This window comes from Xylophilus rhododendri (assembly GCF_009906855.1).
GTDB lineage: Bacteria > Pseudomonadota > Gammaproteobacteria > Burkholderiales > Burkholderiaceae_C > Xylophilus > Xylophilus rhododendri.
This window is the reverse complement of sequence record NZ_CP047650.1, coordinates 2,947,932-2,973,359: the sequence shown is the minus strand read 5'-3', so window position 1 is coordinate 2,973,359 and position 25,428 is coordinate 2,947,932. Positions and strand designations below refer to the sequence as shown.

The following is a 25,428-nucleotide window of genomic DNA, read 5'->3' as shown; positions in this document are numbered from 1 at the left end:
TGGGCGGGCAAGCCGCCTATTGTGCGACGTGTATCGGCCTGTGCGTGCGCCGGCGCGGCTTCGGCGCGTGGCAGGGGGTTTCGTTTTCGGCCGGCGATCGGGCCGGGTGCCCGGGAAAAGCTGTGGCGGCGCAATTCCGCGCGCAGCTTCACCGCACACCATGTTGAACCTATCCATCCGCCCCGCCACGCCCGTCAGTCCCGTGCCCCCCGTCGAGCCTGCACCGCAAGAGCACGACCTGGCCGCCGCAAACGCCGCCAGCAGCAAGACCGAGAGCGAGCCGGGCCCTGCCCCCACGTCCGCGAACGACATCGTGCCCGACGGCCTCACCGCCAGCGCCGACGACGCCAGCTTCATGGCGCCCGATCCGGTTCCCACCGGGCAACTGGCGGCCGACACCCTGGCGAACCTGCCTGCCGCGTTGACGGCTCTGCTGGCCGCTTCGCCGCCTTTCCAACCGCCGCAGGAACGGCTGACCGCGGTGACGCGCTGCCTGGAGAACGGCGGCTGCCACCGCAGCGTGGTGGAGGCCCTGCACGACAGAGTCGCGCTCTACCTGGCCAGCCCTTGCGACGAGACCAGCGGGCCGATCAAGGCCTTGCTGCACACGCCGGCGTTCGCGGACGAACTGCTCAAGCTGCTGTGCACCGCGGCGGTCACCAAGGGTGCGCCGCTGACGCCTTTGGATCAGGAGCAGATCCCTTCCGCGGCCGGCGGCGACACCCCGTACAACGGCACCTTTCGTACACACGCGATCGAGACGCTGCTGAGCTTTCTCGAGACCGGTATCGTCCCCGACTGGCCGGACCTGCTGAAGAAGGTGCAAGCCGTGGAGGCGGCCGAGACGGAAGCGGCGGCGGCAGACCTCAAACGGCTGGTCGAAGAGGCCTACGGTCGCCCGCCGTATTTCGGCCTGCCCATCCATGAAACGCCCAAGTTCGACGGCCCCACCGGCTCGCAGCTGAGCCGCCTGCCCTCGGCCGAGAAGGTGCTGGCGCTGGCCCGGGAAATCGCCCCTGCGCTGGAGCAGCCGCTGCGTCACATGATGCCGCTGAGCCTGCTGCCGCACGAGATCCGCGTGCTCTACCTCCCCGATCCGGAGCAACCGCCGCAACTGCTGCCGCGCATCGTGATGTCCTTCTTCGACCCCGACCGCACGCCGGTGGAAAACGCCCTGGCCTTCCAGGTGGCGCAGGCCCTGCTGAGGCCTGCAGATGTGGAGGATGAGCTGCTGCCCCGGCCCGATGCGGCCTACGGCACACTCACCTTCACCGCCAGCGCCTACGGCAGCAGCAACGATCCGGCGATCGCGTTCCACGAGTCCTGCGGTGCCAATGCCTTCCTGGACAAGCATTTCCTGCTGGCCGACATCCGCCACAACGGCCAGAACTTCTTCCTGCCGGGGCATGCCAGCGCCCTGGTCATCGATCAACCGGAGGATGGGCCGGTGCACAGGATCGTCGAGCTGGCGCACCTGGCCGCCACGGTCTACGCGGGCAAGGACTCGAAGCCCGCCATGCAGTTCGCGCTGCGGCTGCAATTGCCCGGCCGCGCGGAGTCGAGCGACACGGCTTTGCTGGAAAGCGTTGTCGGCGCCGTCGTCGGCCCGGCGCAGGTCTGCCGCAACGGCAGCTACACGATGAGCATCGCCGTCGCGATCAAGGCCGCGCTGGAGGACGGCCCGGGCAGCTTCGTGGACCCGCAGGGCAGGCCCGGTTTCCGCTGCCTTGAATCCGTCACCCGCAAGAACCTGGCGGAATTCCTGGCCTGGGCCGGCCTGGAGCGGTATTTCGATCTGGAGATGGATATGGCCACCCGCTGCTGGACGGCGCTGAGCATCGGCCTGCCCGCGGTATCGCAACACCAGTGCCTGCCCCTGGCGCGAGCGCGCGACTACACGCCGATGCAATCACGGGCGGCGATGCCGGCGGCCATCGCCCATGTGCAGGCCGTGGCGGCGCACGCGAACCTGGATGGCGATGCGGAGCTCGCCATCCTGATGGAGCGCTTCGCGAGAGTCCTGGAGAACGTCGAGCGGGCCGCCCCGGCCGGCTCGGACTTCGCGCCCCTGTTCGCGGCGGCCATCGGGCTGGCCGCACTGCACGTCCCTCTGGCGGAAGCCCTGCTCCAGCGCCTGGACGAAGACGACAAACGGCCGCTCCTGGAAACCCTGGAGCGGCATGTCGTGGCGGTGGCGGCACCGGTGCTGGAACGCGCCGCGTTGCTGCGGCTGCGCCAGCCACGTAGCGGCACCTGATAACGCGGCGGCCCCCGCGGCGCGGCGGGGGCGCCTGTCAGGCGCTTACTGAACGACCTGTTCGAGCTGGCCGCTGGCGTATTTGCCGGCCACGACCTGCAGCGAATCGCCCTTGATCTTGGCGCCCTGGCCTTCGCAGCCGAACTCGATGTAGCGCTGCTTGCAGATCTGCTTGGCGGCTTCGCGGGCGGGCTTCAGCCACTCGCGGGCATCGAACTTGTCCGGGTTCTCGAACAGGAACTTGCGCACCGCGCCGGTCATGGCCAGGCGGATGTCGGTGTCGATATTGATCTTGCGCACGCCGAACTTGATGGCTTCCTGGATCTCCTCGACCGGCACGCCGAAGGTCTCCTTCATCTTGCCGCCGTACTGGTTGATGATGGCCAGCAGGTCTTGCGGCACGCTCGACGAGCCGTGCATCACCAGGTGGGTGTTGGGAATGCGCTTGTGGATTTCCTTGACGCGGCTGATCGCCAGGATGTCGCCGGTGGGCTTGCGGCTGAACTTGTAGGCGCCGTGGCTGGTGCCGATGGCGATGGCCAGGGCGTCGAGCTGGGTGCGCTTGACGAATTCGGCGGCTTCCTCCGGATCGGTCAGCATCTGGCTGTGGTCCAGCTTCACGTCGGCGCCGATGCCGTCTTCCTCGCCGGCATCGCCGGTCTCGAGATTGCCCAGGCAGCCGAGTTCGCCTTCGACGGTCACGCCGACCTTGTGGGCCAGCTCGACCACCTTGCGGGTCACGTTCAGGTTGTATTCGAAGTCGGCCGGGGTCTTGCCGTCTTCCTTCAGGGAGCCGTCCATCATCACCGAGGAGAAGCCCAGGTCGATCGCGCCCTGGCAGATCGCCGGGCTCTGGCCGTGGTCCTGGTGCATCACCAGCGGGATGTTGGGATAGGCCTCGACAGCCGCCTGGATCAGGTGCTTGATGAAGGGCTCGCCGGCGTATTTGCGGGCGCCGGCGCTGGCCTGCAGGATGACGGGAGCGCCGGTTTCCTTGGCGGCTTCCATCACGGCCTGGACCTGCTCCAGGTTGTTCACATTGAAGGCGGGGATTCCGTAGCCATTAGCGGCAGCGTGATCCAGCAGTTCGCGCATCGAGACGAGGGCCATGGGGGGTTCCGGTGAAGAGTGGGAAAAACGAAAGTCGCGGCGGCCGTTTGTAATCGGCCCGTAACTGACGATTCTAGCCAGCGCTTCATGACGCGCGTGAGCAAGTTTTACCCGCCGCTCGCCGTCTCCAGTCCCAGGAAGCGCAGGATGTCCCGGCGCACCGGCGCCAGCCAGCGCAGGGGCGTGCCCAGGCTGCCCACCAGCGTGGCGTGGCTGACCCGGGGATAGCTGCGCGACACCACCTCGACGCCGTCGGCGCGCAGGGCCTCGGCCAGCCGCGCGGTGTTGCGCTCGGGGTCGACCGTCTTGTCGTCGCGCGCCACCAGCAGCAGGACCGGTGGCGAGGCCCTGCTGGCATGGGCCAGCGGCTGCGAATCGGCGGGGGTGCCGGGCCATTCGAACGCCACCTGCGTGGCCGGATCGCCGATCGGCAGGAAATCGTAAGGACCGGCCAGGCCGATCCAGGCCGACAGGTCCGACGGCTTCATGCCCACCGCCCCCAGCCAGCGGGCGTCCAGCGCCAGCATGGCGGCGTTGTAGGCACCGGCGCTGTGGCCCATCACGACCAGGCGGGCCGGGTCGGCGCCGTACAGCTCGGCATGGTCGCGGGCCCAGCGCATCGCCTGGGCGCTGTCCTGCAGGAAGACCGGGTAACGCACCTGCGGGCTGAGCCGGTAGTCGGGCACCACCACCACGGCGCCGGCGCTGGCCAGGGCCTGGCCGACGAAGCGGTAATCCTCGCGCTGGCCGGTGGTCCAGTTGCCGCCGTAGAAGAACACCACCATCGGCGGCCGGGGCACGCCGGCTTCGGTTTCTCGGGCCGGACGGTAGACGTCCAGCCGTTGGCGTGCATCGCTGCCGTAGGCCAGGCCGGCATCGAGTCGATAGCCGGAATCCGGCACCAGTGCATCGAGCGCCTGCACGCCCGAGCAGCCGGCCAAAGTCAGGATCGAGAGACTCAGAGCGCCAAGCCTGAGCAACAGGGCGAAACCCGGACGGGCGCTGCGTGCGGACGGGGAAATCGTGCGATTCATGCGGGACTTACGCGGAAATCGGGGTTCTGGATGCGGACTCTCTCGGTACGTTGCACCGAATTCACGAAATTTCCGACCACACGACGACATACACACCCTTTTACTTTCATACTTATTTTTACCAAATATGTTTGCGCCCACTTACATTACACATTTAAACAATTAGGCGTCCTCTCAACCCACCTGGAGAATCGTCGTGAAGAAACTGTTTCTGATATCCGCCCTCGCGCTGCCCGCCTTTTTTGGCTCCGCACATGCCGCCAACGCGGATCTGACCACTTTCACCACCGCCTTAGGCATCAACGGAACTACCGATGTCAGTCCGAATTTCGCTGAGCTCTTCGCGACCGCATCCATCACAGGCTACGTATCAGGCCTCACGTCCTTCGAGTGGAACTTCAGCACCACCGACATCTACATACCCAATATCCAAAACGATTTCAGCTATTACACCGTCGGCTCGACAACCGTGGAGTTGGCAGATGTGGCTTCGCTGTCGGGTACCCCGCTGCAACCCACCGGCTGGCAGACAGTCACGTTTTCTACGGCTTATACCGGCATGATCACGATCGGGGTCGCCAATTACATGGACGACAACGCCGGTTCCACGCTTGATGTGCGCAACCTCGTCGTAGCCGCCGTCCCCGAACCCGAGTCCTACGCCATGCTGCTGGCCGGGCTGGGCTGCGTAGGCAGCATCGCCACCCGCCGCCGGAAACGCCGCCACACTACGACTTGAAACAACCGTCACCGCACTTTCTTGCGACGCAGGGCTGCTGCGGTGCAACATCGCGCTTTGACCAGCGCTTTACAAGGAACCCGCCCATGCGTTTACGCAAGTCGTCCGTGCGACATCTCACTTTGCTGGCGGCTGCCACCGCCTGCTGCTGCGCCCAGGCGCAGGTGACCCTGAAGCCGGACGGCAAGTGGCGCTACCTGCTGACGGCCGGTGCCAATGCCACCTCCGGCAACAGCGACACCACCCAGTTCAACGCCACCGGCGAAGCGGCCCGGGTGAGCGACCATGACAAGATCACCTTCCGCGGCCAGGGCAACTACGGCAAGGTCAACGGCGTGACGGCCACCCAGCGCTACCTGCTGGGCACCCAGTACAACCGCGACATCTCGCAGCACAGCTTCTATTTCGGCACCGGCGATTACCTGCGCGACCGGCCCTCCAACATCGCCAACCGTTATTCGCTGGCGGGCGGTGTCGGCCGCCACATGGTCCGCCGCGACGACATGACTTTCGACATCTCCGTCGGCCTGGGCTACACGCAGGACAAGTACGTGAACCCGACCAGCGTGCTCGGCCAGACCCGCGAGGAATACGGCCGTACCGAACTGGTGCTGACCGAAGAGTCCAGCCACCAGCTCACCAGCACCACCAAGCTGCGCCAGAAGTTCACCGCCTATCCCAACCTGACCGACACCGGCGCCTACCGCGCGCTGCTGGACGCCGGCATCTCGGTGGCCATGACCAACACCATCAGCCTGACCGCCGGCCTGAACTACCGCTACGACAGCGATCCGGGCGTGAACCTCAAGAAGGGCGACCTGTCCCTGGTCACCGGCGTCTCGCTTCGGTTCGACTAACGCTCCACTATCCGTCGGGTGATCGTCGGGGGGCTTTCGCCGACGTGGAAGGCCAGCTTGCGGTCGCGCAGCGCCACGTCCGAAGCGGTAACTCGGTCGAAGCGGCGCAGGTGCTCCGTCCAGGACTCGTCGGTCACCTGCTCGTAGTAGAGCCGCGCATCGACCACATCGCGCTGCAGATGCCATTCGAGCGCGCCCTGGCGCAGGCGGCTGCGGCGGCTCTCGTTCATCACCTCGCGGAATTCCTCGGCGCGCGCCGGGTCGATGCAGTATTCGATGCTGACCTGGATGCGCCCGGCCTCCGGCGCGATCTCCACCACCGGCCGCTTGAAGGCGCGCGAGGGCGTCAGGTCCTCGATCAGGCTGCGGTCCGGCAGGAAACGCTGCACGCCATACATCACCACCACGCCGCTGATGGCCGCCACCGTCAGGCCGGCATGCAGGCCGGCCATGTCCGCCACCTGGCCCCACAGCGCCGCACCGAAGGCAGTGGCGCCCATGATGGCCATCTGGCAGATCGCCATGCCGCGGGCGCGCACCCAGTCGGGCAGGGCGAACTGCGCCGAAGTGGTGAGCGAATTGGCCGCGCACAGCCAGGCGCCGCCGCCCACCATCATGCAGGGCACGGCCAGGTAGATATTGGGCGCGAAGGACACGCCGGCCGTGGCCAGCGAGGTCAGCACCGTGCCGCCCAGCACGATCTCGTCGCGGCCGAAACCGCGCCGCAGGCGCGGCTGCACCACCAGGATGCCGAAGATCGCGCCTATGCCCATCGAGGCCAGCAGCACGGTGAAGGTGCCGGCATCGCCGCCGGGCAGCGCACGCGCCACCAGCGGCAGCATGGCCAGCAGGGCGGTCGAATGCAGGAAGAAGCAGGCCACCCGGATCAGCACCGCCCGCATGCGCGGCGACTGCACCACGAACTGCAGGCCCACCCGGATCGCGCTGCCCAGGCGCTCGCGGCCCAGCGGGCTCACCACATGCTCGCGTTTCCAGCGGGTGATGGCGATGGCCGCGCCGGCCGACAACACCGCGTTCAGCACGAACACCCAGGCGGTGCCGGCACCGGCGATCAGCGCGCCCGCCACCAACGGGCCGATGATGCGCGAGGCATTCATCGCCACGCCGTTGAGCCCCATGGCCGCCGGCAGCTGGGCGCGCGGCACCAGCTCCGGCACGATGGCCGAGAACACCGGCCAGCGCATCGCCAGCCCGATGCCGTTCAGAAAGGTCAGCCCCAGCAGCAGCCGCGGCCCGATCCAGCCCGACAGCACCACCACGCACAGCAACACCGCCACCGCCGAAACCCAGATCTGGGTGACGATGAAATAGCGCCGCCGGTCCAGGATGTCGGCCAGCGCGCCGCTCGGCAGGCCGAGCAGGAAGACGGGCAGGGTGGAGGCCGACTGCACCAGCGCCACCATCACCGGCGAGGTGGTCAGCGAGGTCATCAGCCAGGCCGCCGCCACATCGTTCATCCACATGCAGGTGTTGGCCACCATCCAGGTCGCCCAGAGCATGCGGAACACGGGGAGTTTCAAGGGCGCCAGCGGCGAGGCGACAGCGTCCTTGGGAGCGGGTGTGGAGGGTGGCGGACTGGCGGGGGACTCAGGGGGCATGGGGTCGATTGTCTTACCGTGCCAATTGCGTCACGGTCCTACAAGCCTGGGGCGATCACGAGGCCCCAGACGATAGTTGCTCTGTTATCCTACCTTTTCATACATCTGATCTAGTCAAGTTACAAGTCAACATCCCTACGCGGCGCTATCTGTGGAACCTGCCATCGTCGAATACTTTGCCGAACTGCAATGCTCGCGGCAATGGAAAGGGTTCCTCCGGGCCCTGTCCGAGGAGTTTGCGCAGCAGCTGCCCGAAGCGGAACTGCGCAACCTGATGCACCGCCTGGGCACTCGTTTCGCCCAGGCCGAAGCCTTGCCCGCCTGCCGCACGCTCGACGAGCTCCAGCTGGCCATGGGCCGTGTCTGGGTGGCGCAGGACTGGGGCTGGGTGGCCCTGCAGGAGGTGCAGGGCAGCCTGCGCATCCAGCATTACTGCGCACCGCTGTTCACCGCCCTGGGCACCCTGGCGACCGCCTGGGCGCCGGCCTTCCTCGAAGGCGTCTACCAGGAATGGTTCCGCCAGTCGCAGGCCGGCGGCCTGCAGGTGCGCCAGGTGGCGGGCCCGGACGCTTCCGGCTCCATCGAACTGCGGCTGGAGGCCGCATGAAACGCCAGGCAAGCCAGGCTTGCGGAAAGACGCAGGCATGAGTTCCGACGACATCGCCAACCTGTACCGCCAGTTCGGCGGACAGTCCGACAGCTACCAGGAACTCGGCCGCGACAACGTGGTGCGCCAGTCGCGCGAACGCTGGCCGCTGCTGGCCAATGTGCGCCAGCAGGAGCGCGCCCGCGCCGCCTCGCCGGTCTCGTCCTCTTCAGCTCCCACCGAGGCGCAGGCGCAGGGCGGCCCGCTGCCGGTCTTCGACGAAGCCGCCGCGGCCGCCGCCGCCGAGGAAGCCCGCCGCCGGCCACCGGTCGCGCGCCCGCGTGCGCCGGCGCAGAACCCCGTCGCCGCGCCGATCGAGCCGGTGCTGCAGGCAGCGCCTGTCGAGCCCGCCCCATTGCCGCTGCCCGTGCCCGCGGCCAGCCTGCCGCCGGCCGGCGCGCCGCTGCCGCCGGCCACCAGCCCTGTCGCCGGCACCGAGCTGCAAGGCATGTTCGCCCGCCTGGCGCGCGCCCCCGAACCGAAGGCCGCTCCGGCCGACCGCGAGCTGTCCCTGCTCAGAAGGCTGCTCAAGCCGTGAAGGTCCTGGCGATCGCATCGGCCAAGGGTGGGGTCGGCAAGACGACCGTGGCCGCCAACCTGGCCTCGGCGATGTCGCATGCCGGCCAGCCGGTGCTGGTCGCCGACCTGGATCCGCAGAACGCGCTGCGCCTGCATTTCGGCCTGGACCCCGAGGGCATCGACGGCATGTCCCGCGCCACCCTGGCCGGCGCCCCCTGGCGCGCCAGCTGCGAGCGCAGCGATCGCGGCGTGGCCGTGATGTCCTACGGCGTGCTCAACGAGGACGACCGCGCCCTGTTCGAGGAACACCTGGCCGCCCACCCCGACTGGCTGCAGGCCCACCTGGCAAGCCTCGGCATGGTGCGCCACGCCATCGTGCTGCTGGACACGCCGCCCGGCCCCTCGGTCTACCTGCGCCAGGCGCTGGCCGCGGCCGACATGGCGCTGCTGGTCAACCTGCCGGACGCCGCCTCCTATGCCTCGCTGCCGATGATGGAAGGCCTCATCGACAGCTACACCACCCACAACCCCCGCTTCGGTGGCCATATGCACCTGATCAACCAGGGCGATGCCACGCGGCGGCTTTCGGCCGATGTCGCCCAGGTGATGCGCGGCCAGTTCGGCGACCGCTATGTCGGCCTGGTGCACCGCGACCAGGTGGTCGCCGAAGCCCTGGCCTATGACCAGAGCGTCTTCGACTACGCCATCGACAGCCAGGCCGCGGCCGATCTGACGGAAATCGCCAGGACCGTGCTCACACGCCTGGCCGCAGGAGCTCCCGCCCCATGACCAGCCAAGACAATTTCCAGGTACCCCAGCGCAGCGTGCGCCAGCGACTGCGCACCGGCATGGTCGACCTGGTCAACCTGCAGATGTGGCGCCACCCGATCGCCCGGGTGATCGCCGGCATCCTCGGCATCTTCCTCTTCGTGGTGGTGTTCACCGTGCCGCTGGACTTCTGGGGCCAGGTGATCTTCGCCGCCGTCAGCTTCGGCTGCGCCCTGCTGCTGCGCAAGGTGCCGGGCCGGCTGCCGACGCTCACCATGATCGTCTTCTCGCTGACCGCCTCGCTGCGCTACATCTACTGGCGCATCACCGAGACCACCGGCTTCGAGGGCTTCGTCGACACCTTCTTCGGCACCGGCCTGGTGCTGGCCGAGCTGTACGCGCTGACGGTGCTGCTGCTGGGCTACTTCCAGACCGCCTGGCCGCTGGAACGCAAACCCCTGCCGATGCCGGCCAACCTCACCGTCTGGCCCAGCGTCGACGTGCTGATCCCCACCTACAACGAGCCGCTCGAAGTGGTGCGCCAGACCGTCTTCACCGCCATGGGCCTCGACTGGCCGGGCGACAAGCTCAAGGTCTATGTGCTGGACGACGGCCGGCGCGAGGAATTCCGCCTCTTCTGCGAAGAAGTCGGCGTGGGCTACATCACCCGCGACAACAACCGCCACGCCAAGGCCGGCAACATCAACAGCGCGCTGCACGTGACCTCGGGCGAGATCGTCGCGATCTTCGACTGCGACCACGTGCCCACCCGCTCCTTCCTGCAGATCTGCATGGGCTGGTTCCTCAAGGACGAGAAGCTGGCCATGCTGCAGACGCCGCACTTCTTCTTCTCGCCCGACCCCTTCGAGAAGAACCTGCAGACCTTCCGCGCCATCCCCAACGAGGGCGAGCTGTTCTACGGCCTGGTGCAGGACGGCAACGACCTGTGGAACGCCACCTTCTTCTGCGGCTCCTGCGCGCTGATCCGCCGCGAGCCGCTGATGGCCATCGGCGGCATGGCGGTGGAGACGGTGACGGAAGACGCCCACACCGCCTTGAAGCTCAACCGCCTGGGCTGGAACACCGCCTACCTGGCGATCCCGCAGGCCGCGGGCCTGGCCACCGAATCGCTCGCCGGCCACGTCGGCCAGCGCATCCGCTGGGCGCGCGGCATGGCGCAGATCTGCCGCATCGACAACCCCCTGCTCGGCCCCGGCCTGAAGCTGGGCCAGCGCCTGTGCTACCTCAACGCGATGCTGCACTTCTTCTACGGCGCGCCGCGGCTGATCTTCATGACCGCGCCGCTGGCCTATCTGTTCTTCGGTGCGCAGGTGTTCCAGGCCACCGCGCTGATGATCGCCGCCTTCGCCCTGCCCCACCTCTTGCACGCCGGCATCACCAACTCGCGCATGCAGGGGCGCTTCCGGCATTCCTTCTGGAACGAGGTGTACGAGTCGGTGCTGGCCTGGTACATCCTGCGGCCCACCATCACCGCCTTCATCAACCCGCGCCTGGGCAAGTTCAACGTCACCGCCAAGGGCGGCGTGATCGACAAGTCCTACTTCGACTGGGGCATCGCCAAGCCCTATGTGATCCTGGTGCTGCTCAGCCTGATCGGCATCCTGGTCGGCGCCTGGCGCGTCTTCGTCGGCGACTTCCAGCGCGAGCAATACACCACGCTGGCGATCAACCTGATCTGGACCGGCTACAACATCATCATGCTGAGCGCCGCCATCGCCGTGGCCTCGGAGAGCCGCCAGGTGCGCAAGACGCCGCGGGTGATCGCCTCGCTGCGCGCCTCGGTTTCGCTGGCCGACGGCCGGGTGCTGGCCTGCCGCACGGAAGACTTCTCGCAGACCGGCCTGGGCCTGGCGCTCACCTCGGAGGTGGAGATTCCCCTGGGCGAGCGGCTCTATGTCTCGATCTACCGCGACCAGGACGAAGCCTCGTTCCCGGCCGAGGTGGTGTTCCGCCGCGGCAACAAGCTCGGCGTGCACTTCGAGGAGCTGACCACCATGCAGCAGGTGGCCCTGGCCCAGATGACTTTCGCACGCGCCGACCTGTGGGCGCAGAACTGGGGTCGCGGCGAACGCGACACGCCGCTCAAGGCATTCGCCGGCGTGATGCGCATCGGCGCACGCGGCTTCGGCATCTTTTTTACCAACGCCTGGCGCATGTTGCGCGTGCCGCGCTTTTCGCGGCGTACAGGTCCAACTTTGAAGACGGGGGATTGATGGGTCCGACAACAGCAACAGCAGCGCCACGCGCGCGACGCGCCCTGGTGCGGGGCGTGCTTCCCGCCGCTATCGCGCTGGCGCTCGGCACCTCGGTGCTCCTGCCGGCCGACGCCGCCAGCTCGCGCGGCCACAAGGCCGAAAAGGCCAGCGCCACCGCCAGCGCGGACACCCAGCCCTCGGCCGGCGGCAGCGCCAAGGCCGTCAGCTCGACCGGCATCTCCACCTCGCCCGCCGGCGTGGTCGGCCGGCCCACCGTAAACCCGCCCGCGCCTCCCGGCCCCTCGCGCAGCTATGCGATCTCGCTGCGCCAGCTCGGCGCGGCCTTCCCGCTGCAGCTGCGCGGCGTGCAGGGCTCCGGCGGCGTGCCCTTCAGCGTGCGTGCCGACGAGGTCGTGACCTCGGCCAAGCTCAAGCTGAAGTACGCCTACTCGCCCGCGCTGCTGGCCAACATCTCGCACATCAACGTGCGGGTCAACGGCGAAGTCGCCCAGACCATCGCCGTGCCACGCGAACAGGCCGGCACCGACCTGGAGACCGAAGTCAACATCCCCGTGCGGATGATCACCGACTTCAACCGCCTGGACATCGAGCTGATCGGCCACTACACGCTGGACTGCGAGGACCCGGTCCACACCAGCCTGTGGGCCAGCATCGCCAACCAGAGCGAGCTGCAGCTCACCGTCGCGCCGATCGCCCTGCCCGACGACCTGAACCTGCTGCCCGCGCCCTTCTTCGACCGGCGCGACGTGCGCCCGCTCAGCCTGCCCTTCGTCTTCGTCGGCAATGCCGACCAGCCGATCCTGGAAGGCGCCGGCGCGGTCTCGTCCTGGTTCGGCTCGCTGGCCGGCTACCGCGGCGCCAAGTTCCCGGTCTCCACCGGCACCCTCCCCGACAAGGGCGCGGCCGTGGTCTTCATGGTGGGCAACACCGGCATCCCCGGCGTCGAGCTGCCGGTGCCCACCGGCCCCTCGGTGGCCATGGTCACCAACCCCAACGACCCGGTCTCCAAGCTGCTGGTCGTGATGGGCCGCAACGCGGCCGACGTGAAGGTCGCGGCCAATGTGCTGGCCGTCGGCGGCACCACGCTGTCCGGCCGCGTGGCCACCGTGCAGCCGCTCAAGGAAGTCGTGGCGCGCAAGCCCTACGACGCCCCGGCCTGGCTGCGCAGCGACCGCCCGGTGCGCTTCGGCGAGATCGCCGACCAGCGCAGCCTGAACGTCTCCGGCTACGAACCCGACCTGGTGCGCATCAACTTCCGCGTGCCGCCGGACCTGTTCGGCTGGCGCGAGAAGGGCATCCCGATCGACCTGCGCTACCGCTACACGCCGCGCCCGACGACCGACAAGTCCTCGCTCAACATCAACGTCAACGAGCAGTTCCTGCGCTCCTATCCGCTGCTGGCGGTGGAACGCGGCGTGCCGGCCGCGCTGAGCGCCCTGCTGCCCTCGACCGAGGACGGCACGGTGATGGCGCGTGAACATGTGCGGGTGCCGATGTTCATGCTGCCGGCCCAGTCGCAGCTGCAGTTCCACTACTACTACGACTACATCAAGCAGGGCTTCTGCAAGGACGTGATGCTCGACAACGTCAAGGGCGCGATCGACGCGGACTCGACCATCGACATCTCCGGCTTCTCGCACTACCTGCCGATGCCCGACCTGGCCGCCTTCGGCAACGCCGGCTTCCCGTTCACCCGCATGGCCGACCTGTCCGAGACCGCCGTGGTGCTGCCGGACAACGCCAGCGCGCCCGACCTGGCCGCCTACCTCGACACCATGGGCCTGATGGGCCGCTCCTCCGGCTACCCCGCCACCGGCGTGGCCGTGGTGCGCGCAGGCGGCGTGGACAACGTCAAGGACCGCGACCTGCTGGTCTTCGCCTCCGGCACCAACCAGCCGCTGCTGCAGAAGTGGGCCGCCAACATCCCGTCGGCGATCACCCCCGCGGCCCGCAGCTTCCCGCTGTCGGACCTGCGCGGCAAGTTCCTCGACTGGTGGGACCGCCACCACCGCGTGACGCCGGAGGACCGCAAGCAGGAGCTGAAGTTCACCAGCGACGGCGCGCAGGGCGTGATCTCCGGCTTCGAGTCGCCGCTGGCCAGCGGCCGCAGCGTGGTGCTGATCTCCTCGGACAAGCCCGAGAGCCTGAACAACACCATCGATGCGGTGCTGGACCTGGACCGCGTCAAGCAGATCCAGGGCAGCGTCTCGGTGGTGCGCGGCGACCAGGTCAACAGCCTGGTGGCCGAGCAGAGCTACCACGTCGGCCGCCTGGGCTTCCTGACCGCGATCCAGTTCTTCCTGTCCAACCACCCGCTGCTGCTGGTGCTGCTGGGCCTGGCCGCCGCCGCCCTGCTGGCGATCGTGATCTACGTGGTGCTGCGTGGCCGTGCCCGCAGCCGCCTGGTGGTCTGACGCCATGACCGGTACCCGCCGCCATCCTGAACCGCGGCGGGTCCGGGCCGCCGGGGCTGCCCAGCCCCGGCCCTTTTTCGCGTCCCTTGCCCGATCCTGCGAGCCGCTCATGCATCCTCCCCACAGCCGCACCCTCGTCCTGTGCATCCTGAGCGCCCTGCACGCGATGCCGGCGCTGGCCGCCGCCCGGCGCGGCGCACCCGTCCACGCGCATGCCGCCGCGCCCCTGCCGGCCGAGCCGGTGGCCGAGATTCCCGCCGATCCGCAGCAGACCCGCCGCGAACTCGAACAGCGTGTGCTCGAACAACCCGGCGACATGCGTTCGCGCCTGGCGCTGGCCCAGCTGCTGGCCTCCCAGCCCGACACCCTGCGCAGCGGCATCGTGCAGCTGTCGCAGCTCGCGCGCGACCGCACGGTGGGCGCGGAAGCCATCGGCAGCTGGCGCGCAGCGCTCGGTTTCGCCGGCACCGACCGCTCCGACATTCCGCTCTACCAGGCCTACCTGAAGGTGCGGCCCAAGGACACCGCCGTGCGTGTGCGGCTGGCCGAGATCCAGCGCGGCGCCGCCACGTCGCCCGCCGGCGCGCCTGCCGCCGCCGCCGCTGCAGCACCGGTGGCCCGCATCGCCGGCACCTCCGCCTATGTGGCGCCGGTGACGCTGGCGCCGGCCCAGGACAGCACGCCCCAGGGCAGCGCCTTCATCCCGGCGCCGGTGCTCCCGGCAACCGCCGCCCCCAATGCACCCGCGATGGCCCAGCCCGCACGCAGCGCCTGGATGCCGCGCGAGCAGCAGCCCGCCATCGCCGACATCCCGCCGCGCAATGCCGCCCGCGGCAGCGCCTTCGCCTCGGCCGCCGACTATCCCGTCGGCCCGGTCGCACGCGACAGCGATCCCGGCCGCGCGCAGCTGCAAAGCCTGCAGCGCGAGATCGCCGACATCGAGGCCCAGCGCGGCCGCCCCGAGATCAGCGCCGGCCTGGTGGTGCGTTCGCGCCAGGGCGAAAAAGGCATGAGCACGCTGACCGACACCGAGCTGCCGATCCAGCTGCGCATGGACCTGGGCGACGGCACTCTCACCGGCCACGTCACCCCGGTCGCCCTGCGCACCGGCACCCTCGACACCGCCTTCAACAGCATCAGCCGCTTCGGCGGCGGCCCGGTGGTGGCCACCGCCCAGCCGGGCGTGAGCGCGGGCGACCAGAACCAGTCGGGCCTGGGCGTGGGTGTCGGCTACGAACAGGGCAACCTGGCGGTCGACATCGGCACCACCCCCATGGGCTTTCGCTACACCGACGTGAACGGCGGCGTGCGCTACCGCCTGCCGGTGAGCGAGGAATTCAGCCTCACCATGAACCTGCAGCGCCGCGCGGTGACCGACAGCGTGCTGTCCTTCGCCGGCGCCCGCGATGCCCGCACCGGCCAGGAATGGGGCGGCGTGTCGGCCAACGGCGGCCGCATCGACGCCAACTACGACCGCGGCGGCTACGGCATCTACGGCTACGGCGGCCTGGCCCGCCTGGTCGGCCACAACGTGGTGGACAACACCCGGGCCGAATTCGGCGCCGGCATCTTCTTCCGCCTGATCAACCAGCAGGACGCCAAGCTCACCGCCGGCCTGGCGCTGACCGGCCTGGCCTACGACAAGAACCTGGGCTACTACACCTACGGCCAGGGCGGCTACTTCAGCCCGCAGCAGTTCGTGTCGGTCGGCATTCCGGTGGACTGGCAGCAGCGCACCGGCAAGCTCTCCTACCAGCTGAAGGGCTCGCTCGGCGTGCAGCATGTGCGCCAGGACGCGGTGGACTACTTCCCCGGCGATGCCGGCCTGCAGGCCGCCGCCGGCACCACCTACGGCGCGCAGAGCAAGACCGGCGTGGGCTACAACGTCGCCGCCGCGGCCGAGTACCAACTGGAGCCGCAATGGTTCGTCGGCGGCCGCCTGGGCGTGGACAACTCGCGCGACTACCGCCAGTACCTGGGCAGCGTCTACCTGCGCTACGCCTTCCGCCCCTACGAAGGCCCGCAGGTCATGCCCGTCAACCCGATCCGTTCCCCGTATGGGAGCTGATCGCACGTGATGCGGCGCGACTGCCTCACGCTGCTCTCGGCCGCCGCCGCCGCGCCGGCCTGGTCGGCCGCGGGCTGCGCCGCGCCCTGGCCGCTGTGGAACGCCTTCGCCACCCACTTCATCCAGGCCGACGGCCGGGTGATCGATGCCAGCACGCCGCAGAAGCACAGCTCCTCCGAAGGCCAGTCCTACGCCATGTTCTTCGCGCTGGTCGCCAATGACCGGCCGCGCTTCGACCGGCTCTGGCGCTGGAGCATCGACAACCTGATGGGCGGCCAGGTGCAGGGCCGCCTGCCCGCCTGGTGGTGGGGCCTGGCGCCGGACAACACCTGGCGGGTGCTCGACGGCAATTCGGCCTCCGATGCCGACCTGTGGTTCACCTACTCACTGCTCGAAGCCGCCCGCCTGTGGAAGGCGCCGGACTACGAACGCGATGCCCGCCTGCTGCTGGCCGAGATCGAGAAACGCGAGATCGTCAACGTGCCCGGCCTGGGCCCCATGCTGATGCCCGGCGAGTTCGGCTTCGCCCACCACAACCCCGAGCGCTGGTACTTCAACCCCAGCTACCAGCCGCCGCCGGTGCTGCGCCGGCTGATTTCCGCATCGCCGCTCGGCCCCTGGGGCGCGGTGGCGCGCAATACCGCGACCCTCTTCAAGGCCGTGACCCAGCCCAGCGGCTTCGCGCCCGACTGGACCGCCTTCACGCTCGACGCCGCCGGCAAGGGCAGCTTCGGCCCGCATCCGGAAAAGCAGGACCGCGGCAGCTACGACGCGATCCGCACCTATCTCTGGGCCGGCGTCACGCCGCGCGGCGACTCGCTGTCGGCGCCGTTGCGCGCCGCGCTTGCCGGCCAGCTGCGCGCCACCGTGGCCAATGGCCTGCCGCCCGAGTCGGTGGCCGTGTCCACCGGCGCCACCCAGGGCAGCGGGCCTTTCGGTTTCTCTGCCGCCATGCTGCCGCTGCTGTCCATCGAAGGCGCCACCGAAGCCCTGGCGCGCCAACGCCAGCGGGTGGCCGACGGCCTGGCCACGGCCCTGGCGCCGCAGGCCACGCAACAGCGCCAGCCGCCCTATTACGACCTCGTGCTCACCCTCTTCGGCCAGGGTTGGCTGGACGGACGCTACCAATTCACCCGATCCGGCGCCCTGGCGCCGGCCTGGACATCGCCATGCCGAGCCACTCCCCTTCATTGATCGCCGCCGCCGTGGCGGCCGCCCTGCTTCTGTCCGCCCAAGGCGCGGCGCTGGCCCAGGCCACGCCGCCCACGCAGTCGCCCGCCGTCATCGCCACCCTGCAGCAGCAGGGCCGCTACTGGCAGGGCCGCCAGCCCGAACGCGCCGCCGAGGCCTGGAAAAAACTGCTGGCCGTGGAGCCCGGCAATGCCGAGGCCCTGTCGCGCTTGGGCAGCCTGGCGCTCGACGCCAAGAAACCCGACGAAGCCCGCCGCTACCTGGAACAGCTGAGGAAGGCCCATCCCGACAGCCAGGAGCTGAAGGACCTGGAACAGGACATCGAACTGGCCAGCCCCGCCGCCAAGGCCGACCTCGACCAGGCCCGCATCCTGGTGCGCGAGAAGCGGGTGGAAGAATCCGCGCAGAAATACAAGTCGCTCTTCAAGGGCCGCCAGCCGCTGGGCCGCATCGGCGTGGAGTACTACTCGGTGCTGGGCTACACCAGCGGCGGCCGCGAGGAAGCCCTGGCCGGCCTGCAGCGCCTGGCCAGGACCTATCCCAACGACGGCCGCATCGAACTCACCATCGCCAGCCTGCGTCTGCAGAACCAGGCCACCCGCATGGACGCGATGCGTTCGCTCGCGGCGCTTTCCAAGCGCGGCGACGTGGGCGGCGAAGCCACCGAGCAATGGCGCGGCGCCATGGGCTGGCTGGGCTCGCCACCGCCGGCCGCCTATGTGCCCCTGTTCCGCCAGTACCTGGCGGCCAACCCGGACGACACCGAGATCCGCGAGCAGCTCGCCGGCCGCGGCCCCAAGCTGCCGGGCCAGGGCGTGGCGCAGCAGGGCCGAGGCGGCCCCGGCGGCAATGCCGGCGGCCTGGGCGGGCAGCGCAAGCTCGACCCGGTCTCGCTGCGCATGGCCGACGGCTTCGCCGCGCTCAACAGCAACAAGATCGATGAGGCCGAGGCCGCCTTCGCCGAAGCCCACCGCCTGCGCCCCGGCGCCGGCGGACCGCTCGGCGGCCTGGGCCTGGTGCGCATCAAGCAGCAGCGCTGGAGCGAGGCGCGCGACTACCTGCGCCAGGCCGAACGCATCGACGGCCCGCAGCAGTGGAAGCAGGCATCGGACTCCGCCGCCTACTGGGAGCTGGTGCAGCAGGCCGGCGTGTCGCGCACCGCCGGCCGCTACGACGAGGCCACGCGCCGCCTGCAGCAGGCCATGGCGATAGACCCCGACAGCGACGACACCACCGCCGAGAACACCCTGGCCGGCGTCTACACCGACCAGAAACGCACGGCCGAGGCCGAGCGCACCTTCCGCCACATCCTGGCCCGCTTCCCCGACGATCCGGACGCCCTGCGCGGCCTGGTCGGCACCCTGTCCTCCACCGGCCGCACGGCCGAGGCGCTGGCGCTGATCGAAGGCCTCACGCCCGAACAGCGTTCGCGCATCGACATCGACAAGCTGCGCGCCGAACAGGCCTTCGGCGAAGGCCGCGCCGCCCTCGCCCGGGGCGAGGACGGCACCGCCCGCGAGAAGCTGCAGCAGGCCGTGAACCTGGCGCCCGACAACCCCTGGATGCGCCTGGAACTGGCCCGCCTGGACCTGCGCAACGGCGCCCGCACCGGCGCGGCCAACCTGATGCAGTCGCTGCTGGAGCGCCAGCCCAAAGAACCCGAGGTGATCTACACCAACGGCCTGTTCCTGGCCGAGACCAAGGACTGGCCCGGCGTGCTGGAGCTGATGGACCGCATCCCGCCCGCCCAGCGCACGCCCGCCATGGGCAGCCTGCAGCGCAGCGCCGCCGTCAATGTGCAGGCCGACCAGGCCCTGGCGCTGGCCCACGACGGCCGCCGCGCCGATGCCAACGCCCTGCTGGCCCAGACGGCCACCCGCGTGGGCGACGACGCCGAGCTGCTGGCCATCGTCGCCCAGGCCTATGTGGACCTGGGTGAACTCGACCGCGCCCGCGCGTTGCTGACCGGCGCCATCGAACGCTCCGCCCGCAACCCGGCCAACGCCAGCGCCACCACCGCCCTGCAGCTGCGCTACGGCGACGTGCTGCTGGCGGCCGAGGACGATGCGAGCCTGGCCACCCTGCTGCGCCAGCTGCAGGCACGCGACCAGGCCGGCCAGCTCGACAGCGACGACCGCAGCAGTGTCGAGACCCTGCGCCGCGCCTACGTGGCCCGCCAGGCCGAGGCGCTGCGCAAGCAGGGCCGGCTGGCCCCCGCCTACGAACTCATCAAGCCGCTGCTGGCCGACACCCCGCAGGACCCGGCCCTGCTCGGCCTGCTGGCGCGCATGTATGCCGACGCCGGCCAGGAAGAGCAGGCCCAGCGCATCTACCGCGACATGCTGCAGCGCGAGCCCGACGATGTGAACACCCTGCTGGCCTCCGCCGGCCTGGCCCTGTCGCAGCGCAACCTGCGCGAGGCCGACGAACGCATCAGTCGCGCCGAGACCCTGGCGCCGCAGAACCCCGACGTGCTGGCCACCCGCGGCCGCCTCTACCGGGTGCAGGGCCGGCCGGCCCAGGCCGTGGTCTATCTGAAGCGCGCCGAGGCCGCCGTGATCGCCCGCAATCCGGGCCTGGTGCCGCGTGCCGTGCCGCGCGGGCAAAACCCGCCCGCCGGCTTTGTCTCTACCGACAATCCTTTTGCCGGCTACACGCCTTCGGTACGATCCGCCGACCCAAGCCCCGCGGCGCTGCCGGAGCCCGTCTCCACCCGCCCCGCCCGGTGAAACGACTGAAAGGAAACCCATGCTCGCCACCCTGGCCGGACTCAGCATCCTCATCATCGGCGACAGCCACCTCGCCAACGCCGGCTACCTGATCGACACCCTGCAGGACCCGCTGGTGCAGGCCGGCGCCAAGGTGCACACCATCGGCGTCTGCGGCTCGGTCGCCGGCGACTGGACCACCGTCAAGCAGAGCGACTGCGGCGGTGCCGAGCGGGTGGGCAAGGGCCCGATCACCTTCGTGGGTTCGGCCGCCGCCACCAAGCCGGTCAAGCAGCTGATCGCGGCGGACAAGCCGGACCTGGTCGTCGTCGTCATGGGCGACACCATGGGCGGCTACAAGCAGGCCACCTATCCCAAGGCCTGGGCCTACAGCCAGGTCTCGGCGCTGACCAAGGACATCGCCTCCACCGGCACCTCCTGCGTCTGGGTCGGCCCGGCCTGGGGCAGCGAGGGCGGCCAGTACGGCAAGACCTTCGACCGGGTCAAGCAGGCCTCGGAATTCCTCGCCGCCAACGTGGCGCCCTGCAGCTACGTGGATTCGCTGGCGTTCTCCAAGCCCGGCCAGTGGCGCACCATCGACGGCCAGCATTTCACCTCCACCGGCTACAAGCAGTGGGGCTCGGCCATCGCCAACGCCATCGCCGAATCGCCCGCCGTGGCCAAGAAGAAATGATGCTGCGCCCCGCCCTGCTGATCCTCGCGGCCTGCGCCGGTGCTGGCGCGTATGCCGCCGGCCCCAAGCTCTACGACACCGGTCCTTCGCAAGACTCGGCCTTCGTGCGTTTCGTCAATGCCGCGCCCGAGCGGCTGGAAGTGGTGTCGGGCCAGGCCCGGCTGCCGCTGCCGGCCGACAAGCCGGTGTCCGACTACCTCTCGGTCAAGCCCAATTCCGACATCGGCGGCAACTTCGAAGGCGGCGCCCGGCGCGGCCCGGTGAAGGTGCGCATCGCCCCCGGCGCCTTCGCCACCGTGGTGGCCCTGCCGGGCGCCGACGCCAAGGCGCTGAACACGGTCGTGATCACCGAGTCGCCCGATGACTTCAATGGCCTGAAATCGGCCATCGCCTTCTACAACTTCGACGCCGGCTGCAAGGCCGCCGGGCTGCAGAGCGCCGGCAAGGCGGTGGGCATCTTCAACGGCCTGGCCGAGAAGACGGTGCAGCGCCGCATGGTCAACCCCATCGCCCTGGCGGTGCAGCCCACCTGCGAAGGCAAGCCGCGCGGCGCGCCGGTCGACCTGGGCCAACTCAAGGCCGGCGAGCGCTACAGCCTGCTGCTGGTGCCGGCCGGTGCCGGCGCCTCGCGCCTGATCTTCGCCGCCGACGCCATCGCGCGCTGACGGCGCCCACCGAGGCGCCGCCGCTCCACCATGGTCTTCGCCTCGCTCGAATTCCTGCTGCTGTTCTTCCCGCTGTTCCTGATCGCCTATGCGGTCACGCCAAGGGCCGGCCGCAACGCCACGCTGCTGGCCGGCAGCTGGATCTTCTACGGCTGGTGGAGCCCGCCCTTCCTGCTGATGCTGATCGGCCTGACGGCGCTGACCTGGGCCGGCGGGCTGGCCATCTCGGCCACCGCGGCGCCGCGTGCCCGCAAGCTCGAACTGACGGCGCTGATCGTGGTGCTGGCCGGCCTGCTGGCCTGGTTCAAGTACGCCAACATCGTGGTCGAGACGATCAACCAGCTGCTCGGCCACGCCGGCGCCATGCCCATCGCCTGGCAGAAGATCGTGCTGCCGATCGGCCTGTCCTTCATCGTGCTGCAGGCCATCTCCTACCTGGTGGACGTGTACCGCGGCACCGTCGATGCGCAGCGCAGCTTCATCGCCTTCGCCGCCTACAAGGCCATGTTCGGCCAGCTGATCGCCGGGCCCATCATCCGCTACGACTGGGTCAAGCGCGAGATCGGCGACCGGCGTTTCGGCTGGGACGGCTTCGGCGCCGGGGCACGGCGTTTCATGGTGGGCATGAGCATGAAGGTGCTGATCGCCGACACGCTGGCCCCGGTGGCCGATCTGGCCTTCGCCCAGGCCCGGCCGGGCTTCGCCGATGCCTGGATCGGCTGCGCCGCCTACACCCTGCAGCTCTTCTTCGACTTCGCCGGCTACAGCGCCATGGCCATCGGCATCGCGCTGATGCTGGGCTTTCGTTTTCCCGAGAACTTCCAGCATCCTTATCTGGCCAGCAGCATCCAGGACTTCTGGCGGCGCTGGCACCTGTCGCTGTCCAGCTGGATCCGCGACTACCTCTACATCCCCCTGGGCGGCAACCGGCGCGGCAGCGTGCGCACCTATGTGAACCTGCTGCTGACCATGGCGATCGCCGGCCTCTGGCACGGCGGCGACAGCTGGAACTACCTGCTCTGGGGCATCGCCCACGGCATCGCGCTCTGCACCGCACGCGCCTACAGCGCCAGCGGCCGCAGCGTGGCCCCGGTGCTGGCGCGCGTCGCCACCCTGCTCTTCGTGATGCTGGCCTGGACGCTGTTCAGGGCGCATGACTTCGAAGGCGCGCAGCGCATGCTGGCCGGCCAGTTCGGGCTGCACGGCGGCTTCGCGCTGGGCGATGCGCTGGCGGCCGGCCTGCGCAACGCGCATCTGCTCGCCTTCGGGCTGGGCGTGGCCTGCGTGGTCTGGCCGGCCCTGGCGCCGACGGTCACGCTGCGCGCCGGACCGCGCCTGGCCGCCATCGGCGCGTTGTGGCCGGTGCCGGCCTTCTTGCTGTCCTTCGCGCTGATCGCCAGCCGGGGCGCCGTGCCCTTCCTCTACTTCCAGTTCTGAGGCGGAAACCACCATGCCCGCACCGTCCGCCGCCAATGCCGCACCGCCGATCGAGGCGCCGCGCGCACGCAGCCTGGCCGCGCGGGTGTCGGGCGCGGTGCTGCTGCTGTTCATGGCCGGCGGGCTGGCCAGCACCCTGCTGGCCGTGCAGCAGGAGAAGCTCGACCTGGCGCCGCATCCGCTGAACCGGACCAACTTCCTCGACGGCGCCAGCATGCGCGACATGGCCGCCGCCCTGGCCAATGCGCCGCTGGCCCGCATCGCCGCCGACAGCGAACGCCAGTTCAGCTGGATCGCCACCGGCGACCTGGGCCCCCAGGTGCGCCAGGGCTGCGACGGCTGGCTCTTCCTGGCCGAGGAGCTGATGCCCCAGCCCGACGCCGACCGCCACCTGCGCGAGCGCGCCAGGGCCGTGGCCGCCATCCAGGAGCAGTTGCGCGCGCGCGGCATCCGCCTGGTGGTGGCGGTGGTGCCGGACAAGAGCCGGGTCGAATCCGCGCGCCTGTGCACCCTGGGCCGCTCCGCCGCCATCGACAACCGCATCCGCGTCTGGACGGCGCAGATGGCCGCCGCCGGCGTACCCCTGATCGACACCACCGCGGCGCTGCAAGGCCTGCTGACGCGCGGCGAGGACCCCTTCCTGCGCACCGACACCCACTGGACCGAGAACGGCGCCGATGCCGCCGCCCATGCGGTGGCCGATGCGGTGCGCGGCCTGGGCATGGAACTCGAACCCCACCAGGACTACGACATCCAGCGCGACGCCCCCGCCCGCCGCCCCGGCGACCTGGTGCGCCTGGCCGGGCTGGACGGCCTGCCGCAGGCGCTGCAGCCGGCGGCCGAAGACGCCGTCTCCAGCCGCTTCACGCCGCGCCCGGCGGCCGCCGCTGCGCCGGCCGCTTCGGCCGAGGCCGACCTGTTCGGCGACGCCGCCCTGCCGCAGGTGGCGCTGATCGGCACCTCCTTCTCGCGCACCTCGCATTTCGCCGAATTCCTGGCCGCCGCGCTGCAGACGCCGGTGGGCAACTTCGCCAGGGACGGCGGCAATTTCTGGGGCTCGGCCGGCGCGTATTTCGCCAGCGATGCCTTCAAGCAGACGCCGCCCAAACTCATCGTCTGGGAGCTGCCCGAGCGGGTGCTGCAGCTGCCGGTGGGGCAGGAGCGCTGGTCGCTGCCCTGAGCCCGGCGGGCGGACGCAAAAAAGGGCTGGAACCTGCCGATGCCAGCCCGAAAACTCGCTTGGAAAAACTCTGAAAAACCGAAAACATTTCGGCCGGGACCGCAGTCCCGGACAGCCTGCTTAGAAGCTGTGGCGCAGGCCCAGTTCGTAGCCGGTCACGTTGGCGCCGTTGGCGATGGTGGGGCTGGCCAGCGAGGACGAGGACACGGCCAGGCCGCGGGCGGCGGCGCCGTCGTTGCTCACGCGGGCGATGGTCGCGTAGACCTGGGTCCGCTTCGACAGGTTGTAGCCGTAGCCGATGGCCAGCTTCTTCGAGTCGGCGTTGTCGAGGTCCTTGCGCTGGATGGTGCTGAAGGCCACGCGCAGTTCGCCGGCGCCCAGGGGGGCGGTGGCGCCGATCAGGTACATGTCCATCTTGCGGTTCAGGCCCTTTTCCTGGGCGTACTGCACCATGGGCTTGACCATGCCGAAGTTGTAGGAAGCGCCCAGGTTGGTGCTCTTGAACTTGGATTCGGTGGTGGTCGTGCCGCCGGTGACTTCACCGTAGGCCAGGGCCAGGTTCAGCGGGCCGGCCATGTAGCCGCCACGCAGGCCGAAGGAGTTGCGCAGGTCGTCGTTGGCGACGTTGGAAGCCTGCTCGCCGAAGGCGTACATGGCCTGGCCGTAGAAGCCGCCCAGCGAGGCCGGCAGGATGTACTGCACGCTGTTGCTGGCGCGCTTGGGTGCGCTGCCCTCAGGCGTGCCGGTGGCGGTGGAGGTGCTGCCGATCATGTTGGAAGCGCCGACGCCGCCCACGCCGATGTCGGCGAAGGGATCGAAGGTCTCGATGTTCAGGTACTGCGGGGTCTTGTCACGGCCCAGGCGCACTTCGCCGAAGTTGCCGGCCAGGCTCAGGGTGGAGCGGCGTTCGAAACCGAAGCCGGTGCCCGAACCCGTGCCGCCGCCGTTGTCCAGCGTCACGCCGCCTTCGAGCCAGAAGCCGGCCGACAGGCCGCCGCCGAGGTCTTCGGTACCGCGAAAACCCAGGCGGCTGCTGGTCTGGTCGCCGGTGGCCAGGCCGGTGACATGGCTGCCGCCGCTGGAGATGCGGGCCAGCGAGGCGTCGAGCACGCCGAACAGGGTGACGTTGGATTGGGCGAATGCACCGAGGGAGGCGGTCAGTGCGGCGATGGCGACGAGGGTCTTCTTCATTGGATGCTTTTTGTAGGTTGACGAGGTCAGCTTGCGGTCAGGCAGCTCCCGCAATTTGAAATGGTTGATGTGACATCTCCGGGAAAACCCGGGA

The 25,428-nt window shown here is 69.6% G+C and carries 19 protein-coding genes; 15 read left to right on the top strand and 4 right to left on the bottom strand.

Annotated features, from left to right (window positions below; all coding sequences use genetic code 11):
• The first annotated feature begins 160 nt into the window (after positions 1-160).
• Positions 161-2,257, top strand: coding sequence for a hypothetical protein (locus GT347_RS13630; RefSeq protein WP_160552585.1), 2,097 nt, complete (start codon positions 161-163; stop codon positions 2,255-2,257).
• Positions 2,258-2,302: 45 nt separating this feature from the next.
• On the opposite strand, the gene fba is transcribed toward GT347_RS13630, so the two are convergent.
• Together fba and GT347_RS13620 are read right to left on the bottom strand one after the other, a co-directional pair.
• The gene (gene fba / locus GT347_RS13625) at positions 2,303-3,367 is read right to left on the bottom strand and encodes a class II fructose-bisphosphate aldolase (RefSeq protein WP_160552583.1); all 1,065 of its coding nucleotides are present in this window, start codon (positions 3,365-3,367) and stop codon (positions 2,303-2,305) included.
• A gap of 107 nt (positions 3,368-3,474) precedes the next feature.
• Positions 3,475-4,401 carry an alpha/beta hydrolase gene (locus GT347_RS13620; RefSeq protein ID WP_160552581.1) on the bottom strand — a complete coding sequence of 309 codons (927 nt, stop codon included), beginning with the start codon at positions 4,399-4,401 and terminating at the stop codon, positions 3,475-3,477.
• Positions 4,402-4,597: 196 nt separating this feature from the next.
• Here GT347_RS13620 and GT347_RS27540 point away from each other — a divergent pair, with 196 nt between their 5' ends.
• The gene (locus GT347_RS27540) at positions 4,598-5,140 is read left to right on the top strand and encodes a PEP-CTERM sorting domain-containing protein (RefSeq protein ID WP_229722300.1); all 543 of its coding nucleotides are present in this window, start codon (positions 4,598-4,600) and stop codon (positions 5,138-5,140) included.
• Between the two features lie 86 nt (positions 5,141-5,226).
• Positions 5,227-5,997, top strand: a complete 771-nt coding sequence (locus tag GT347_RS13610; protein ID WP_160552579.1) for a DUF481 domain-containing protein — start codon at positions 5,227-5,229, stop codon at positions 5,995-5,997.
• Here the strand turns inward: GT347_RS13610 and GT347_RS13605 are convergent.
• Complete coding sequence (locus tag GT347_RS13605) at positions 5,994-7,616, bottom strand: MFS transporter (protein WP_160552577.1); 1,623 nt, start codon at positions 7,614-7,616, stop codon at positions 5,994-5,996. The two genes, GT347_RS13610 and GT347_RS13605, sit on opposite strands and share 4 nt — an antisense overlap.
• A gap of 151 nt (positions 7,617-7,767) precedes the next feature.
• On the opposite strand from GT347_RS13605, the gene bcsD reads away from it, so the two are divergent.
• From bcsD to GT347_RS13545, 12 genes are all read left to right on the top strand, one after another.
• Positions 7,768-8,223, top strand: coding sequence for a cellulose biosynthesis protein BcsD (bcsD, locus tag GT347_RS13600; protein ID WP_160552576.1), 456 nt, complete (start codon positions 7,768-7,770; stop codon positions 8,221-8,223).
• 37 nt (positions 8,224-8,260) lie between these two features.
• Positions 8,261-8,800, top strand: a complete 540-nt coding sequence (gene bcsP, locus GT347_RS13595; RefSeq protein ID WP_160552574.1) for a cellulose biosynthesis protein BcsP — start codon at positions 8,261-8,263, stop codon at positions 8,798-8,800.
• Positions 8,797-9,570, top strand: a complete 774-nt coding sequence (gene bcsQ / locus GT347_RS13590; protein ID WP_160552572.1) for a cellulose biosynthesis protein BcsQ — start codon at positions 8,797-8,799, stop codon at positions 9,568-9,570. Before bcsP ends, bcsQ begins: the two co-directional genes overlap by 4 nt.
• A complete protein-coding gene (gene bcsA / locus GT347_RS13585; protein WP_195812349.1) occupies positions 9,567-11,783 on the top strand; it encodes a UDP-forming cellulose synthase catalytic subunit in 2,217 nt (738 codons plus the stop codon). The genes bcsQ and bcsA overlap by 4 nt, the downstream gene beginning before the upstream one ends.
• 56 nt (positions 11,784-11,839) lie before the next feature.
• Complete coding sequence (gene bcsB, locus GT347_RS13580; protein WP_229722299.1) at positions 11,840-14,200, top strand: cellulose biosynthesis cyclic di-GMP-binding regulatory protein BcsB; 2,361 nt, start codon at positions 11,840-11,842, stop codon at positions 14,198-14,200.
• 109 nt (positions 14,201-14,309) lie between these two features.
• Positions 14,310-16,268, top strand: a complete 1,959-nt coding sequence (locus tag GT347_RS13575; RefSeq protein WP_160552568.1) for a cellulose synthase subunit BcsC-related outer membrane protein — start codon at positions 14,310-14,312, stop codon at positions 16,266-16,268.
• A 9-nt stretch (positions 16,269-16,277) separates the two neighbouring features.
• Positions 16,278-17,462: a cellulose synthase complex periplasmic endoglucanase BcsZ gene (bcsZ, locus tag GT347_RS13570; protein WP_160552566.1), complete on the top strand. Its 1,185-nt coding sequence runs from the start codon at positions 16,278-16,280 to the stop codon at positions 17,460-17,462.
• The gene (locus tag GT347_RS13565; protein ID WP_160552564.1) at positions 17,438-20,188 is read left to right on the top strand and encodes a tetratricopeptide repeat protein; all 2,751 of its coding nucleotides are present in this window, start codon (positions 17,438-17,440) and stop codon (positions 20,186-20,188) included. The genes bcsZ and GT347_RS13565 overlap by 25 nt, the downstream gene beginning before the upstream one ends.
• A 19-nt stretch (positions 20,189-20,207) precedes the next feature.
• A complete protein-coding gene (locus tag GT347_RS13560; protein ID WP_160552562.1) occupies positions 20,208-20,861 on the top strand; it encodes an SGNH/GDSL hydrolase family protein in 654 nt (217 codons plus the stop codon).
• Positions 20,858-21,526, top strand: coding sequence for an alginate O-acetyltransferase AlgF (locus tag GT347_RS13555; RefSeq protein WP_229722298.1), 669 nt, complete (start codon positions 20,858-20,860; stop codon positions 21,524-21,526). The genes GT347_RS13560 and GT347_RS13555 overlap by 4 nt, the downstream gene beginning before the upstream one ends.
• 30 nt (positions 21,527-21,556) lie before the next feature.
• Positions 21,557-22,963 carry an MBOAT family O-acyltransferase gene (locus GT347_RS13550; RefSeq protein ID WP_160552560.1) on the top strand — a complete coding sequence of 469 codons (1,407 nt, stop codon included), beginning with the start codon at positions 21,557-21,559 and terminating at the stop codon, positions 22,961-22,963.
• A 13-nt stretch (positions 22,964-22,976) separates the two neighbouring features.
• Positions 22,977-24,143 (top strand): alginate O-acetyltransferase AlgX-related protein, encoded by a 1,167-nt coding sequence (locus GT347_RS13545; RefSeq protein ID WP_160552559.1) that lies wholly within the window; start codon positions 22,977-22,979, stop codon positions 24,141-24,143.
• A 120-nt stretch (positions 24,144-24,263) separates the two neighbouring features.
• Here GT347_RS13545 and GT347_RS13540 read toward each other — a convergent pair whose 3' ends face one another.
• A complete protein-coding gene (locus GT347_RS13540; protein WP_160552557.1) occupies positions 24,264-25,334 on the bottom strand; it encodes a porin in 1,071 nt (356 codons plus the stop codon).
• Positions 25,335-25,428 lie beyond the last annotated feature (94 nt).